Origin of the sequence: Synechococcus sp. CB0205, from assembly GCF_000179255.1 — a bacterium.
Lineage (GTDB): Bacteria > Cyanobacteriota > Cyanobacteriia > PCC-6307 > Cyanobiaceae > Vulcanococcus.
Genome location: NZ_ADXM01000054.1, coordinates 1 through 14,705, shown reverse-complemented (window position 1 = coordinate 14,705; position 14,705 = coordinate 1). Strand labels below are relative to the sequence as shown.

Annotated in this window: 13 protein-coding genes, 1 other RNA gene and 3 pseudogenes; 6 read left to right on the top strand and 11 right to left on the bottom strand. The window is 60.8% G+C overall.

Features of this window, described 5'->3' with window-relative positions:
* Window positions 1-2: 2 nt before the first annotated feature.
* Window positions 3-830: a TPM domain-containing protein gene (locus CB0205_RS0111025; RefSeq protein WP_050778487.1), complete on the bottom strand. Its 828-nt coding sequence runs from the start codon at window positions 828-830 to the stop codon at window positions 3-5.
* A 141-nt stretch (window positions 831-971) separates the two neighbouring features.
* On the opposite strand from CB0205_RS0111025, the gene CB0205_RS0111020 reads away from it, so the two are divergent.
* Window positions 972-2,057, top strand: a complete 1,086-nt coding sequence (locus tag CB0205_RS0111020; RefSeq protein WP_010317324.1) for an SAM-dependent methyltransferase — start codon at window positions 972-974, stop codon at window positions 2,055-2,057.
* Here the strand turns inward: CB0205_RS0111020 and aroB are convergent.
* The gene (gene aroB / locus CB0205_RS0111015; protein WP_010317323.1) at window positions 2,054-3,172 is read right to left on the bottom strand and encodes a 3-dehydroquinate synthase; all 1,119 of its coding nucleotides are present in this window, start codon (window positions 3,170-3,172) and stop codon (window positions 2,054-2,056) included. The genes CB0205_RS0111020 and aroB overlap by 4 nt on opposite strands.
* Before the next feature lie 25 nt (window positions 3,173-3,197).
* Complete coding sequence (recQ, locus tag CB0205_RS0111010; protein WP_010317322.1) at window positions 3,198-5,015, bottom strand: DNA helicase RecQ; 1,818 nt, start codon at window positions 5,013-5,015, stop codon at window positions 3,198-3,200.
* Window positions 5,016-5,059: 44 nt separating this feature from the next.
* Here recQ and CB0205_RS0111005 point away from each other — a divergent pair, with 44 nt between their 5' ends.
* The 3 genes from CB0205_RS0111005 (at window position 5,060) to ssrS (ending at window position 7,409) form a co-directional block, all read left to right on the top strand.
* Entirely contained in the window at window positions 5,060-5,956 is an 897-nt protein-coding gene (locus tag CB0205_RS0111005) for a carbohydrate ABC transporter permease (RefSeq protein ID WP_010317321.1), read from the top strand.
* Between the two features lie 13 nt (window positions 5,957-5,969).
* A complete protein-coding gene (locus CB0205_RS0111000) occupies window positions 5,970-7,211 on the top strand; it encodes a 5-(carboxyamino)imidazole ribonucleotide synthase (RefSeq protein WP_232197308.1) in 1,242 nt (413 codons plus the stop codon).
* Between the two features lie 15 nt (window positions 7,212-7,226).
* A non-coding RNA gene (gene ssrS / locus CB0205_RS15500) (6S RNA) lies at window positions 7,227-7,409 on the top strand.
* 437 nt (window positions 7,410-7,846) lie between these two features.
* Here the strand turns inward: ssrS and CB0205_RS14745 are convergent.
* The 3 genes and pseudogenes from CB0205_RS14745 to CB0205_RS15495 form a co-directional block, all read right to left on the bottom strand.
* The gene (locus CB0205_RS14745; RefSeq protein WP_010317317.1) at window positions 7,847-8,062 is read right to left on the bottom strand and encodes a hypothetical protein; all 216 of its coding nucleotides are present in this window, start codon (window positions 8,060-8,062) and stop codon (window positions 7,847-7,849) included.
* Window positions 8,063-8,381: 319 nt separating this feature from the next.
* Entirely contained in the window at window positions 8,382-8,615 is a 234-nt protein-coding gene (locus CB0205_RS0110990; protein ID WP_232197307.1) for a hypothetical protein, read from the bottom strand.
* Window positions 8,616-9,083: 468 nt separating this feature from the next.
* Window positions 9,084-9,395 (bottom strand): annotated as a pseudogene (locus CB0205_RS15495) (DNA-3-methyladenine glycosylase); the annotation flags it as partial.
* Between the two features lie 87 nt (window positions 9,396-9,482).
* Between CB0205_RS15495 and CB0205_RS14740 the strand changes: the two are divergent.
* Window positions 9,483-10,490 (top strand): carbamoyl-phosphate synthase L chain, encoded by a 1,008-nt coding sequence (locus CB0205_RS14740; protein WP_232197306.1) that lies wholly within the window; start codon window positions 9,483-9,485, stop codon window positions 10,488-10,490.
* 214 nt (window positions 10,491-10,704) lie between these two features.
* Here CB0205_RS14740 and CB0205_RS15490 read toward each other — a convergent pair whose 3' ends face one another.
* From CB0205_RS15490 to CB0205_RS0110960, 5 genes and pseudogenes are all read right to left on the bottom strand, one after another.
* Window positions 10,705-11,490, bottom strand: a complete 786-nt coding sequence (locus tag CB0205_RS15490) for a transposase (RefSeq protein ID WP_010317312.1) — start codon at window positions 11,488-11,490, stop codon at window positions 10,705-10,707.
* Window positions 11,491-11,511: 21 nt separating this feature from the next.
* Complete coding sequence (locus CB0205_RS16395; RefSeq protein WP_010317311.1) at window positions 11,512-11,667, bottom strand: hypothetical protein; 156 nt, start codon at window positions 11,665-11,667, stop codon at window positions 11,512-11,514.
* A gap of 169 nt (window positions 11,668-11,836) precedes the next feature.
* Complete coding sequence (locus tag CB0205_RS0110970) at window positions 11,837-12,391, bottom strand: hypothetical protein (RefSeq protein ID WP_232197305.1); 555 nt, start codon at window positions 12,389-12,391, stop codon at window positions 11,837-11,839.
* 335 nt (window positions 12,392-12,726) lie between these two features.
* The gene (locus CB0205_RS16755; protein WP_010317308.1) at window positions 12,727-13,797 is read right to left on the bottom strand and encodes a tyrosine-type recombinase/integrase; all 1,071 of its coding nucleotides are present in this window, start codon (window positions 13,795-13,797) and stop codon (window positions 12,727-12,729) included.
* 215 nt (window positions 13,798-14,012) lie between these two features.
* Window positions 14,013-14,291, bottom strand: a pseudogene (locus CB0205_RS0110960) (DNA-3-methyladenine glycosylase); the annotation flags it as partial.
* Between the two features lie 109 nt (window positions 14,292-14,400).
* Between CB0205_RS0110960 and CB0205_RS14735 the strand changes: the two are divergent.
* Window positions 14,401-14,705, top strand: a pseudogene (locus tag CB0205_RS14735) (carbamoyl-phosphate synthase L chain); the annotation flags it as partial.

Below are 14,705 nucleotides of genomic sequence, written 5' to 3'. Positions count from 1 at the left end.
ACTTAGCCCTGGTCGCCCTCCTTCAGCCTGGTCTTTCCGATCGTGTTCTGCGCGATCAGATAAGCCACGGCGATCGCCCCAACAAACCCCAGGCCATTGCGCACCAGCGGCAACAGATCGGAGGTGCGGGTGATGATCGGTGCGACCCCGAACACCCCGAACAGGATCACCCAGAGGGGGGAGAGCAGCAGCACCCAGGCCCATTCCACGCTGTGCTCAGGTTTGCGGGGGTAGGCCGCAAAACCAACGATCAAGCCCCCAAGGATCGAGGTGGCCAGCGTCAGCAACCATTGCTCCTGCGGCAGACCGGGCACCACCTGGCAGCCGCCAATTTCAAGGCAGCCCTTCACCGTGTGGAGTGAATCGAGGATCGCCGCATCCTGGCCGTGGTCGCGGACGTAGTACTGGTTGCCAAAGCGGGTTTGCAGCTCCACCCAGTAGGTGCGGGGCATCAGGGCAAACAGCGCATCACCCACGTTGAAGTTGAGCAGGTTGCCGCCGCGCTCATCAGCAATCAGCAGCAGGGAGCGCTCATCGAGGCCCCAGAAATCCTTGACCGCCAGGCCTGGGGTGCGGTCGTATTGCGTCAGGACCCGCAGCTTCCAGCCGCTGACGGCTTCGAAATCGTCGATTTCGGCTTCGAGTGCCGCCCGCTGGTTGTCGGTGAGGATCTTGGCCAGGTCGATCACCGGTGTGGGGTGATCGGGCAGCAGGTCCGGATTGTCGTAGGCCCAGGCTGGAGCGGCCCCCCAGCCCAGCAGCAGCACCAGGCCGAGGGCCAGGCCCACCAGCCAACCGCGAAGGGCTTGGGCTGCACGCGGCTCGAACATGGCACCTGCTTCAGTGGCGAGCATTCTCCCTGAGTCCTCCTCAGCGCCGTGAGTTCTGCACCTTCCTCTCTGCATTCAGCTCCGGTCTGGCTCGCAGAGCGACTGGCGGCAGCCGGGGGCTGGGTTCCCTTCAGGACCTACATGGACTGGGCTCTCCATGACCCCGTCCATGGCGCCTACGGGGCTGGGCGGCTGCGCGTCGGCCCAGCAGGGGATTTCGCCACCTCCCCGTCCCTTGGTCCTGATTTTGCAGAGCTGCTCTTGCCGCAGCTGTTGCAGTGGTTCCAGCAGCAGCCGGCCGAAGCCCCCTTAGCCCTGATCGAGACCGGGCCTGGGGAAGGCCACTTGGCCCTTCAGCTCGCGCAGGGGATTGCCCGGGAGGCGCCGGAGCTGGTGGGCCGATTGGAGTTGGTCCTGGTGGAGCCGAACCCCGGGATGGCAGAGCGTCAACGGGGCCTGTTGGCCGATGCACCGCTGCGATGCCGCTGGCAATCCTTTGACGAGCTCCAAGCCAGCCCCCGCTCTGGCGTGATGCTTGCCCATGAGGTGCTGGATGCCCTGGCGGTGGAGCGGGTCATCTGGCACAACGAGCGCTGGTGCCTGCAGGGGGTATCGCTGGAGACCGGCGCCGATGGCGCTGCTGCCCTGCGGCTTGCGGCTGGTCCAGCACTCGAGGACCCACTGCGTCAGGAGCTGGAGGCCCTGACCCCTGGGCCCCAGCGTCCGGACGGTTGGTGCACGGAGTTGCATGTCGGTTTGCGCCCCTGGCTTGAGCAGGCCGCCCAGTCCCTCAGCAGCGGTCAGTTGCTCGTGATCGACTACGCCCATGAGGCCTGGCGTTATTACGCAGCGCAGCGCAGCCGGGGCACATTGATGGCCTACCGCAACCAGCAGGCCAGTGATGACCCGCTGCTGGAGCCGGGCCAATGGGACCTCACGGCCCACCTTTGTTTAGAGACCTTGGAGCGCTCAGCGTTGGCGGCCGGTTGGACCCCCCTCGGTCAACGCCGTCAGGGCGAAGCCCTGTTGGCGCTGGGCTTGGCCCAGCGCCTGCATGCGCTGCAGCAGGGCGCACCATCGGAGTTGGCTGAACTGCTCAGTCGGCGTGAAGCACTGCTGCGTTTCGTGGATCCTGCGGCCTTGGGCGACTTCCGCTGGATGGCCTTTGCGCGTTCGCCAGGCTCAAGCCAGCAGCCGTACTTTCTGCAGGACCCGCCCTTGAGTTAGCGGCAGCGCTGCAGGGCCGCGAGCACCTGCTCGGGGCTCACGTCATCACGAATCTCCACGTGGCCCAGGCCCGCAGGCAGGACAAAGCGCACGCGGCCCTCGCGCACTTTTTTGTCCCCTTGGAGGCACTGCAGGACCGCCTCGGCATCAAGCTCGGGCCAGACCATTGGCAGCCCCGCCGCTTTGATTACGGCGCGCTGTCGGCGCTGATCCTCCTCGCTCCAGAGCCCCAATTCCAGGCTGAGTTCCCCGGCGGCGACCATCCCGATCCCGACGGCCTCGCCATGGAGATAGGTGCCATAGCCGCAGAGGGCCTCGACCACATGGCCAAGGGTGTGGCCGTAGTTGAGGATCGCCCGCAGCCCGCCTTCGCGCTCATCGGCGGCCACCACCTTGGCTTTGGCGGCAGCGGAGCGCTCGAGCACGCTCTGCAGCAACGCGCTTGGAAGGGTGTCCATCGAGGCCAGGCGGTCACCGGCTGCCTCCAGTTCGTTGAACAGGTCGGGGTCGCCGATGACGCCATACTTGATCACTTCCGCCATGCCGGCGCGGAACTCACGCTCCGGCAGGGTGGCCAGGGTGTCGGGATCGATCAGCACCAAGCGCGGTTGGTGGAAGGCGCCGATCAGGTTCTTACCGCCGGGATGGTTGACCCCGGTTTTTCCGCCGATGGAGGCATCCACCATGGCCAGCAGGGTGGTGGGCACCTGCACGACCGCGATTCCCCTCAGCCAACTGGCCGCCGCAAAGCCGGCCATATCCCCCACCACACCACCGCCGAGGGCCACGATCAGGGAGCCGCGCTCGAGCTTGCGGGCAAAGGCGGCGTCGTGGATCAGCCCCACGGTGGCTGGCGTTTTTTGGTCTTCCCCGGCTTCGATCACCAGCTGGCTGGCGTTGAACCCGGCGGCCTCCAGGCTGGCCAGGGCTTGCGCCCCGTAGTGCTGATGGACCACGGGGTTGGTCACGATCAGCACCTTGGTGCCCGCCTTGATGCCTTGGCCCAGGATCTGTTCACCGAGGGCCGAGAGCGCTCCCCGGCCGATGACCACGGGATAGGGATTGGCGCTCAGCGCCACCTCGATGGTGCGGATCGCGGCGGCCGTGGCGCTCATGGAACAACGCTGCTGTCGCTTGAGGCTATCGGTCGCCTGCTGCCGTGAGCACCTCCAGCAGGGCCGTGCCATAGCGCTCACGCTTTGCGTTGCCGATGCCGCTGACGCCGGCGAGTTCGTTGAGGGAGGCGGGCCGCTGCGCCGCCAGCTCCACCAGGGTGCGGTCGTGGAACACCACATAGGGCGGTACGCCTTGCTCACGCGCCTGCTCGCGTCGCCAGCTCTTCAGGGCCGCCAGCAGCGGGTCATCCGCTGCCACGGCCGCATCGCTCGGGATGCTGCGGCGCCGTTGCTCCTTCGCTGGCGGCGGCAGGACCAGCTCCAGCTCCTGCTCGCCCCTGAGCAGTGGCTGCACCAGCTCGGGCGGACCGAAACACAGCCCCCCCTTGGCATCCTCCGGGGAATGGAGAGCCCCAAGACTCACCAGCTGCCGCAGCAGGGCCCGCCACTGGCCCCGGTCCAGCTCCTTGCCGATCCCGTAAACGCTCAACTGGTCGTGCCCGAGCGAGCGGATGCGCTCGGTGTTGCCGCCCAGCAACACGTCCACGACATGTCCCGCGCCAAAGCGCTGCCCTGTCCGATAGACCGCTGAGAGCGCCTTCTGCGCCACAACGCGGCAGTCGCTGCGCTGCTGGGGCTCCAGGCAGCCATCACAGTTGTTGCAGGGCTCGAGAAGCTCTTCACCGAAATGGCGCAGCAGCACCTGACGCCGGCAGCCGCTGGCTTCGCTGTAGGCGATGAGGGCATCGAGCTTGCCCCGCTCGATGCGTTTCTGCTCCTCACTGGCGCCGGAGTCGTCGATGAAGCGGCGCAGCTGCGGGATGTCGCCTCCGCCGTGGGCCATCCAGGCCACCGCCGGGAGCCCATCGCGACCAGCCCGGCCGGTTTCTTGGTAGTAGGCCTCGAGACTTTTGGGCAGGTCCACGTGGGCCACAAAGCGCACGTCGGGTTTATCGATTCCCATGCCGAAGGCGATCGTGGCCACGACGACCACACCACTCCCCAGACGGAAACGCTGCAAGGCCTCGCGCCGTGCCTCGGCATCCATGCCGGCGTGGTAGCCGATGGCATCAAATCCAGCGGCCTTGAGTTCTGTGGCGATGCGGTCCACCCGGCTGCGGGAGCGGGCGTAGACAATCCCCGATTCGCCGCGGTGCTCCGCCAGGAACTGCAGCAACTGCGCGTTACCGCTCTGTTTGTGGCGCAGGAGGTAGCGAATGTTGGGGCGATCGAAGCTGGCCAGAAACACCTCGCCCTGCTGCAGCTGCAGGCGCTCGCGGATGTCGAGCTGGGTGCGCGGGTCGGCGGTCGCCGTCAGGGCCAGCCGCGGCACCTGGGGAAAGCGCTGCGCGAGCTGATCGAGTTGGCGGTACTCGGGCCGGAAGTCATGTCCCCACTGCGAGACGCAATGGGCCTCATCGATGGCAAAGAGGGCCAGCGGCATGGACCCCAGTCGCTCCAGCAGATCACCGCTGAGCAGCCGCTCCGGTGAGACATAGAGCAGATCCAGTTGGCCGTCGCTGAGCTGACGCCAGACCCGTTGGCTCTCGCCGGCCTCGAGGCCGGAGTGCAGGGCGGCGGCTGCAATCCCGAGCTGCTGCAGCGCCTCCACCTGGTCCTGCATCAGGGCGATCAGTGGCGAGATCACCACCGCCAGCCCAGGGCTGCAGAGCGCGGGGACCTGATAACAGAGGGATTTGCCACCGCCGGTGGGCATCAGCACCAGACCCGATCCGCCGCCGATCACGTGGCGGACGATTGCTTCCTGTGGGCCGCGGAAGCTGGCGTAGCCAAACACCCGTTGCAGCACCTCCAGCGGATCGCGGCTGCTTGGACTGGGCATGGGGCGCCTGGCTGATCGGAAAAGATCCACCACAATGGCGCGATATGGCTGAGCGTTCCCTCCGCAACGGTGCCCCCTCCTCAACCGCCTGGGCTTTCCTGGCGCCGGCGTTGCTGCTGATCTCCCTGTCGGTGCTCATCCCAGCGGTGATGGCCCTGGTGATGAGCTTCACCCAGACCGGTCTCGATGTCAGTGAACCGCTGCGTTTTGTTGGGCTGGCCAACGTGCGCCGCCTGCTGGCGGACCCGATGTTCTTCAAGGTCCTGGGGACAACCCTGGCCTACCTGTTTGGTGTGGTCCCGCCGGTGGTGCTCGGTGCCCTTGCCCTGGCGGTGCTGGTGAACCGTCAGCTCCCAGGCATTCATTGGTTTCGGGCCGCCTTCTACACCCCGGTTCTGGTCTCGATCGTGGTGGCGGCCATCGCTTTCCGCTGGCTCTACGCCGAGAACGGTCTGATCAATGGCTGGCTCGGCAGCCTCCTGGGTCCTGGCTTTGAGCCGATTGGTTTCCTGACCAGTCCACTCCTGGCGCTTCCGGCGGTGATGCTCGTGACCCTCTGGAAGGGCCTGGGCTACTACATGGTGATTTTTCTGGCCGGTCTCCAGGGGATCCCTGCTGACCTCTATGAAGCGGCGGAGCTCGACGGCAGTGAGGGTTGGCGCAAGCACCTCGACATCACCCTGCCCCTGCTGCGTCCCTACGTCACCTTGGTGGCGGTGATCTCAGCGATTGCGGCCACCAAGGTCTTTGAGGAGGTCTATTTGATGACCCAGGGGGGACCCGCCAACAGCACCAAGACCCTGGTCTATTACGTCTACGACCAGGCCTTTGCCGAGCTGGAGATCAGCTACGCCTGCACAGTTGGCCTGGCCCTGTTCGTCATTGTCCTGTTGCTCTCGCTCGTTCGCTTTGCCTTCGCCGGCGACCGCGGCTTGACCTGACCATGCGAAATTGATGGATTGGAGCTCAAAGCGCATGGGCCCTGCGATTGGCATCGTCGGCGGCGGCCAGTTGGCCTGGATGCTCGCCGAGGCTGCCCAACGCCGGCAAATTGCTCTGCAGGTCCAAACCCCCTCAAGTGAGGACCCTGCGGTCTCGCTGGCCGCAGGGGTGGTCCAGGCTCCCGTGCGCGATGTCGCGGCTACGGCGGAGCTGGCGACCCGTTGCTCCGCCATCAGCTTTGAGAACGAGTGGATTGATCTGGAGGGTCTAGCGCCCTTGGCGGCCCAGGGGGTCCAGTTCGTTCCCAGCCTGCAGGCGCTCCAGCCCCTGGTCTGCAAGCGCAACCAGCGGGAGCTGCTGCAGCGTTTAAACCTCCCGTCCCCGCGCTGGTTCCCCCTGACGGCGGCCATCCCGCCGAAGGCGAATGCAGCCTCAGCAGGACGTCCCGCTCCTGCGGCGGTTTGTCCGGAGGGTTTCAGCTTTCCGCTGATGGCCAAGGCCGCCACAGGCGGCTACGACGGCAAAGGCACGGTGGTTCTTCAGGGTCTTGATGACCTGGCGGCCTTGATCGCTCGCGTTGATCCGGCCAATTGGATCGTCGAGGAGTTCGTCGCGTTTGAGCAGGAATTGGCCCTGGTTGCAGCCCGCGATCGCTTTGGTGAGGTGGTCTGTCTGCCGTTGGTGCAAACCCACCAGCATCAGCAGGTCTGCGATTGGGTCCTGGCCCCGGTGGAAGCCAGCCATGCCCTGCAGCAGGCCGCCCGCAACATCGCCGCATCGCTGCTCACGTCCCTGGACTACGTAGGGGTGTTGTCGCTGGAGTTTTTCTATGGGCGCAGCGGCTTACTGATCAACGAGTTGGCTCCCCGCACCCATAACTCCGGTCATTACTCGATCGAGGCCAGCAGTTCCAGTCAGTTCGATCTGCAACTCCTGAGTGTCAGCGGCGAGCGTCTTGAGGAACCGTCCCTTCTGGTGCCAGGCGCCTTGATGGTGAATCTGCTGGGGTTTGAGCAGCGCTCCGCTGAGGACCCAGCTGCGGACTACAGCGAGCAGCGTCAGGCCCTAAGCGCCCTTCCTGAGGCCCATCTCCATTGGTATGGCAAACGGGGCTCCTCCCTTGGCCGGAAGTTGGGACATCTGACGGTCTTGCTGCGCTCCAGCGAACCGGAGCAGCGCCGCGAGGAAGCGATGCAACGCCTGCAGCAGGTCCGTGAGATTTGGCCCTTGCCCGGCGAGACAGGCGCAGGCTGATGGGCCTAGGATTTCAGAGGACTGCTGTGTTGGTCACTGCCTTTTACAGTTTTCTGATCTGACTCCTTTTTCGACTTGGGGCGTCTGTCGCGACAGTGCCGTAGACCGGCCTCGTAGCCGGAAACGAATCTGCGCTTTGACTCCCCTTCTGGTTTATCCAGGTCGGAATCTGGGGCAGAACGGCACAGCGGTTCACCCCATTGCAGCGCAGTTGATCTCGGGTTTTGTTGAATCCGATTGACTGACAAACTGACTGACACATTGACTGACAGCTGAGCGCCGGCTCAAGGGGCTGCAGAGGCTCCCAGGTGGGCCGTTGATGCTTCCCGTAGACGTTCAACGCAGAAGGGCCATGGGGGCTTCTGGAGTCCTTGTTGGTACGAGATAGGGGTTCGGAAATTTTTGGTCGTAATCCGAGACCGAGTGCCCCCGCCGCCCCGGGGATCCCTTTCTTTGAAACATTCAGAAACCAAGGCTTCTCATACCGGGCCTCGGGCTACCCATCCCAGACGCGGGGAGCCCGCCACCTGCAGATGGAACTGTGCTGTTAACCCGCGGCTCATTGCGAGTCACTGCGACAAAAAGAGCAATGAACACGATCAAAACGATGAACCGGATTGCCCTGCCAGTTGCCGTCATTGGCCTAATTCGGAATTTGTGTCACCAGACTCTCCGGTTCGAAGCAGCAACAACTCCAGCTCGCGCTCCTTGATCGCCTCATAGGCGCGGCGAAGCCCATTCACTTCCACGCAAACCCGTTCTGGATCGCAAACCCGATACCAGTCGTCGCCTGAGATCTCAACCGTAAAACCAGTCTCTGTCTCAAAAACTTGAGGCAGGTCTTTCCCCATCGCATTCAGGCAGCACACTTTGCTGGTAGCCGCAAAAGCGATGGGCTTAGCGGGGCTTAATGATCCCCTCGCCTTAGATCGCCGATGCGCGTTTAGGCGGGTCTGCACACACTGAAGACCGTGCGTCCCACGTCCTTGGCTGGTCATTACCGCCTGGCTCGTCCTAGTGGATGCGCCATCCCCTTGCACTCCTGAGCCGACAAGAGCCATAACGTCTAAGGACACGGTTGAGTTGTGCCGCCGTGATCCGAGACGAGGGAGTGCCAAGCTCCCCCACCTCAACACTCCCGACCAGGGATCCGTTGGGTAGTGCCAGTGGCTAGTGGCTGTGACCGCTGTGGTCATGGCCGCTGTGATCGTTTTCGCCACCGTCCTCTTCACAGGGTGACCAGACGCCAAACCATTCGTAAGCGCCTACGCAGCCCATCTCCTTTGCCCGTTGCAGGGCTTCCCTCTTGGTGGCAAAGGTGTAGTTGCCGTCCGGCTCTTCAGCTCTCACACCCAGGGCGCACAAAGACGAAGCGAGCAATAGGGCGGCCATCAGTCTTTTCATCTCTCCATCATCGGCGGCCAGACAATTCGACTTCGTACGGAAGTCGCCGCAGTTCAGGTGCACAGGCGACCTGCAGCCTGAGGTGGGTCACCTGCGGTCCTGAGTCCCGCACAAAACGTTCAGCCGGTTACAAATGGCACATCACCGCTGAAGCGGTTGCCGGATCATCTGTTCACGACCTCCGGGTCGGGCAAGGGAGATTCACAAGGGGGTGTGGCAACCCCCTTTTTCATGTCTGCATGTCCGCCGCTGGGTTGCCTGAGCAGTCGCTGCTGCCATTCCTGCTCCAACTGATCCAGACGGGTGAGCACGGCTGGGTTCATTGGAAGACGCCCAGTTACCGGCTAACGCTGGCACTAGATCTAGTGGTGGTGCGAGCTAATGCCAGCAAACGGACACCCCCCTACGGGGTAAGTGGTGTCCTTGTGGGTACGTGAAGTGGGTTCGGAAATTTGCGGCGGGAATATCCACTCTTTTCACGCAGTGGTGAATGCCATAGCTGACATACACATAAAAACGCCCTGGCTCACTAAAGAGCGTTTCGTTGCTGGGGGTGCGGCGGCGGAAGCCGTGGCAGGCGGGGTCGTCCTGGGAATACGCCTCGGTTTCAACCACCACGCCCCAGAGCAAGCTGCCGTCCCCTTGGCGTTTCACCAGCAGGCAACCGATGAGGTCGGGGGCGACCAGCTCGGCGGGGCGGGCGAAGAAAGCTTGGGGGAGCGCTGGGAAATCCTTGGCAATGGGCTGGGTGGCTATGGGAGTGGCTGTTGGTCTCCCCAGTGTGCAGCCGCCAACCAAAGTGCTCTAAGCCCAGTGGCAATGGGGCATTTCCTGGCGAAACTCCCGCGAGAAGAGAGCTCAATCGCAATGCAGCAGTCCATTCGCCTGAGCCTGTCGCTTACTGGCGCTGCCGCATTGGCACTGGCATCCATCCCTCAGGTCAACGCCAAGCCCGTTGAAGTAGCGCAGGGGTCTGCAGAGGACCTTGGCGTGATGAGCATCAACCTCAAGGACATCGTCAAACCCCAGGTTGGTGTTCAAGGGCAGACCCAAGCAGCTGGCACACCCAACCAGGCAGGTCTGGGTGGCTTTCTGCCCCTCGTCGTCGGCAAGAACAGCGTTTTCTTTGCCGATGTCCTGGCGAATGCCAACTTCGCTGACATCAATAACTCCAGCAGCATCATCAACACCACCGTTGCTGGCACCACCATCTCCACCTCATCCCGCCTGGGCTATCGCTGGCTGAACGGTGACCGCAGTTGGATGTATGGACTGAATGCGGGCTATGACACCAGACCGATGAGCACGGGTCCTGCGGATACGGGTATCCCTGTCTATGCATCACGCACCGCTTTCTTCCAGCAAGCGGCTGTCAATGCAGAAGCAGTCAGCGACAAGTGGCGTTTTAACGCTTACGGGCTCATCCCAACGGGTGATACCGAGCAGCAGCTCAACACCGTCTATCAAGGCGGCTCACTGGATACCTATGGCTTGGATGCTGGCTACAACATCACGCCAGCTCTAAGAGCATCGGTTGGTTACTACTACCAAAACGGTGACCTCAATACAGCTGATGGCTCTGGTGTCTTGGGTCGCCTCGCTTATGCCATCAACAACGGGCTAACTGTTGGCACCAACCTGTCCTATGACAATGCCTTCAAGTCACGCTTCTCGGCTGATATCAAATGGCGCTTCAATGCCAATGGTGGTCCTGGGAAAGAAACGCCGAAATCTAATGCTGCCGTTACTGCCCTAACATCAACGCCAAGCAATAGGGATGTGCGGGTGCACGACCTCCGACCTCCATCTGGCTGGTGGCTGGTGTCCTGCGGTGTCACCGGTATGTTAGACGCTGGTTGTGTTGGGACACCCTAATCCCAGAAGCCCCTGCAACCGCAGGGGCTTTTTATTTCTTCAGTCACACCCGTAAAACAGCAAATCAGCCTCCAATACCTGGCACCATTGCAATCAGCGCAGCCTGACAACAGACCCATTGAGACCCTGAGCGCATCACAACAAAAACTCAGGGCATACCAAAACCACCCTCAATACTTCTCTCCTTACTTCTACCCTTATTCCCTCAACACATTCACCAACAACTTCGCTCCCTGTCACCATCACGGATGCCATTGGCTCGTCTAAATCTCACCGCTATCTGATGCCAATCCTCTGGGATTTGATTGAGGCGACAATCAAATGCAAAAGGCAGTTGCTGCTGCCCTGGTGAGACACGCTTTCTCTTGCTTCTATGAGCACCTCTTGTCTCAACCAATCGCTTGAGCATCCTTGAGCCCCAGTGGCACTTAGACGCTCCCTTGGCGTGGTGGCGATACCGCTGGCAGAAACGCTCATAACGCTTGGAGCATCCCTTCAGGGTTGATGCCAGTTGCAGGAAACTGGGGTGCCACTCACTGATGCCATCAACTTCCAACCTGCCGTAGTGCCCATAGTTGGAATAGGGGTCGTAGAAACCCTTTCGCACTCCAGCTGCTTTGGGATTGGCGTGGATATACCGCAAGGTATTCAGCACTCGTCTGTGGTCTTTTGGATGAATGGCAGTGGCGTAATACCTGGCTTCCCAAAAATGCCCGCACCGACCAGTTAGGCGGTTGAGTGCCATTGCTGAATACCAGCCAAACCAGTGCATCAAACGGGGCAGCTGCTTGGCATCATCGGGTCTTATCAGCAGGTGCAGGTGATTTGCCATCAAACACACCGCATACAACCGATGCGGCGCCTTGGCTTGTGCCTTGGCGAGCACTGCCAGCAGCACATCCCGTCTCAAGCCCTTGGCAATCAAAAACTGACGGCTGTTGCATCTCAAGGTGATGTGGAAGGAATACCCCTGTGGCAGTTGGCGTGGTGAGCGGGGCATTGCTTTTTGGGGCTGACGCTTTCACCTTGATGCCCTGCCCTTGGTGGTCTTGGCATATTCCTGTTGGATTTGACTAACAAGAAGACCCTGCAGGTCTCTATAAGCCCGATTGACCTTCTGCACCTCCATCAGCATTGCAGCTTCCACATCAGGTAGGCGGATGGTGATGGTCTTCATTGGATGACCTCTTTGGTCTCCAACTGCTCTAATCGCTCCAGCTTCTCTGCAATCGCTGCACGACAGAATGCTGAGATATTCAGGCAGCGGCTTCTCTTCAGCAGGAGCAGTGCCTGGTGGAGCTGCTGAGCGTCTCCTTCTGGGTAGGTGATGGTGAGTTGGTTTCGTCTCATTGTTTTCTGGGTGATAGGTCGCTGTTGAATGGGTCAAGGGCAATCAGCTCCAGGTTGGTCTGCTTGCCCAAATAACTGCTGATGCGTCTGTAGTCATCTTCTGCTTGGTTGATGCGTTGAATATCTATTGATTTCCATTTAGATAATGCCTTGACCTTGTTGGGCAATCGCTTGTGAAACAGTGTTTCCATCTCAACTTGGGTATTTAGGCTCTCTGGCAACCTCTCCAAGATGAGGTGCGTATGAAACTGACCTGTGCCCTGATGGCTGGTTTCGTGGAAAAACAGCATTCGTGGGTAGAGATACTCTCCAGCACCTTTGATGCTCCTATCACGGCTCTTGTAGATGATGCGGTGGAGTTTTCGCTTTAGGTCAGCCACATCCTTGAGCAACTCATCTTCCTTGCTGTGGTGGTCTCGGTAGTGAAAGCTGATGAGCCACCAGGGGTTGATGCTGCTGAGCTCACCTGTGATGAGGCGTTTGATAGTCCGCTTGAGGCGTTGGGCTTGCTGTCTCTGTTGTCGTTGATATTGAGTTTTCATTGCAGTCATTTGAGTTTCTCCTGGCTCTTCTCACGCAGAGACACTGACGCCAATCCCCTGGCGCCCAGCACATCTCTTCTGTTTTATGGCTTGCAGCTTGCCGCTATGCGGTTGTTGCTCCTCAATCCACCGAGTGAGCACTACAGGCGATGATTATTTATGCAAGTTGTTGTTTTTACAGGGCATCAATATGAGGATTTACTAACACCCCAACACCCGCAGGCAAAGCCAACAAGAGGGACACATCGCGCAGGCTTATTTTTATTGCTATTTCTCTGTTGCATCACTTAGCGACGCACCCACTTTTATAGCTTTGCTCATAACATCTTTTTCCCTTTTCAGCTTCAGGCTGTCTGCCAACTCGGCATCTTCAATCTGCCTGTGGGCTTGGCATAGGTATCCAGCAGCATCTTTGTGGAATGACCTGCTGCCGCTGCCAAGTCAGCGGGTGAGTTTCCTATCGCTAAAGCATGAGATAAAAAACTATGGCGTTGGGCATAAAGGCGGCGGGGCTTCAATCCACAACGCTGCAATGACCGCCTCCACACACGACCCAGCAGATGGTCATAGACATTGGTGTGGCTGCTGTGAGCAACAAACACCAGCCCATAAGGCTCATAGACGCCCAGCTGCTCCATCTGCTGCTGGTGCTTCTTCATGGTCTCCAGCACCTGGAGTGTCAGTGGCACAACACGCTCTCTCCCTGTCTTGGTGGGTGCCCAGCTGTGATGACCTGAGCAATAGCCATCACGCCTCAAGCTCTTGCATACCAGCACCTCTCCCTCCTCCCAGCGGATGCAATCCCAAGTCAAGCCCCTGATTTCGGCATTTCGCAGCCCCGTGCTGAGCCACAGAAGAAACAGCGGGTGATACCAGCGCTCGTTGGTCTCCAGGTCAGCCAGCACTGCTTGGATTTCCTCCACGCTCAGCACATCGCTCTGCACTGAGCGCCGCTGCCACTTCAGCTTGTGTGAAAACAGATGGCGGTTGCCGCCCGAGCACTGGCGGTAATGGGTCATCAGCCCAGCGATGGTGCAGTCGCTCAAGCCCTCTGCCCGTAACCAAGCCAGGAATGCCTCTGCATCACTTCTGGTGCGAATGGGCTTTCCATACCGCTGCATCACCCTGTAGGCGTGGATGGCTGCTGCCTGCCGCTTGGTCTCTGCCCTCACCCTCAACGCCTCCAGCAGCCCCACCTCCTTGCCGTTGATGAGGGGCTGATATGCCATCAGGCTGCGGTCAAACACTCCCTGCTGGTAGTCGCTCCAAATCTGGGCGCTGATAGCTTGTGCCTTCGCCACTGCCACAGGGTCATCCCAGCGACCCAGGCGGTTGATAAACGCATCCTTCCCGTCAATCCTCACCCTCACCTGCAGGCTTCCGTTGTTGTTTCTCAGGGAAGGAGGCTTCTGCACGGGGTGCCATCGCTGCTGCTGACACCAGGGCTACGGCTCCACCACTGACCCAGCCACGACAGCCGCGTCCACCCGTAGCTCTTCTTAGCTGTGGGAGTGCTGAGAGGAAAAATCTGGGAATTTTTCTGGAAGTGGCTTTGCTGTTGGCTGGGAGAGCCGTTGGCAGCATTCCAATCTCAAGCCCAGCTTGGGGTCTTCTGCTTCACGGCTCGCTTCACGCAGTGGTGAATGCCATAGCTCACAACCACATAAAAACGCCCTGGCTCACCAAAGAGCGTTTCGTTGCTGGGGGAGCGGCGGCGGTAGCCGTGGCAGGCGGGGTCGTCCTGGGAATACGCCTCGGTTTCCACCACCACGCCCCAAAGCAAGCTGCCGTCCTCTTGGCGTTTCACCAGCAGGCAACCAATCAAGTCGGGGGCGACCAGCTCGGCGGGGCGAGCGAAAAAGCTCTGGGGAAGGGCTGGGAAGTTTTGGGTGATGGGCGTGGTGGCTATGGGCGTGGCTTCTGGTCTCTCCAGTGTGCTGACGACCGTGAAACTGCCCTAACTCCAATGACTGAAGGCGATGCCACCTGCCACGATCTGCCGCAATAGAGATTGAGCAATGCAGCTCTTCACCCGTAGAAGCCTGTCGCTTACTGGCGCTGCTGCATTGGCACTGGCATCCATCCCTCAGGTGAATGCCAAGCCCGTTCAGGTCGCCCAAGGCTCAGCAGAGGACCTTGGGGTGATGAGCATCCGCCTCAAGGATGTGGTGAAACCGCAGGTTGGTGTTCAAGGTCAAACCCAAGCCGCTGGTACCCCAAATGAGGCAGGCATTGGCGGCTTTGTGCCGCTGGTGGTGGGAGAGAACAGCGTCTTCTTTGCTGATGTGCTGGCGAATGCGAACTTCGCGGACTGGGGCAACAG

Coding starts and splice junctions, on each gene's coding strand:
- CB0205_RS0111025 (WP_050778487.1), bottom strand. CDS start 830: ATGTTCGAGCCGCGTGCAGCCCAAGCCCTTCGCGGTTGGCTGGTGGGC.
- CB0205_RS0111020 (WP_010317324.1), top strand. CDS start 972: ATGGACTGGGCTCTCCATGACCCCGTCCATGGCGCCTACGGGGCTGGG.
- aroB (WP_010317323.1), bottom strand. CDS start 3,172: ATGAGCGCCACGGCCGCCGCGATCCGCACCATCGAGGTGGCGCTGAGC.
- recQ (WP_010317322.1), bottom strand. CDS start 5,015: ATGCCCAGTCCAAGCAGCCGCGATCCGCTGGAGGTGCTGCAACGGGTG.
- CB0205_RS0111005 (WP_010317321.1), top strand. CDS start 5,060: ATGGCTGAGCGTTCCCTCCGCAACGGTGCCCCCTCCTCAACCGCCTGG.
- CB0205_RS0111000 (WP_232197308.1), top strand. CDS start 5,970: ATGGATTGGAGCTCAAAGCGCATGGGCCCTGCGATTGGCATCGTCGGC.
- CB0205_RS14745 (WP_010317317.1), bottom strand. CDS start 8,062: ATGGGGAAAGACCTGCCTCAAGTTTTTGAGACAGAGACTGGTTTTACG.
- CB0205_RS0110990 (WP_232197307.1), bottom strand. CDS start 8,615: ATGAAAAGACTGATGGCCGCCCTATTGCTCGCTTCGTCTTTGTGCGCC.
- CB0205_RS14740 (WP_232197306.1), top strand. CDS start 9,483: ATGCAGCAGTCCATTCGCCTGAGCCTGTCGCTTACTGGCGCTGCCGCA.
- CB0205_RS15490 (WP_010317312.1), bottom strand. CDS start 11,490: ATGCCCCGCTCACCACGCCAACTGCCACAGGGGTATTCCTTCCACATC.
- CB0205_RS16395 (WP_010317311.1), bottom strand. CDS start 11,667: ATGAAGACCATCACCATCCGCCTACCTGATGTGGAAGCTGCAATGCTG.
- CB0205_RS0110970 (WP_232197305.1), bottom strand. CDS start 12,391: ATGACTGCAATGAAAACTCAATATCAACGACAACAGAGACAGCAAGCC.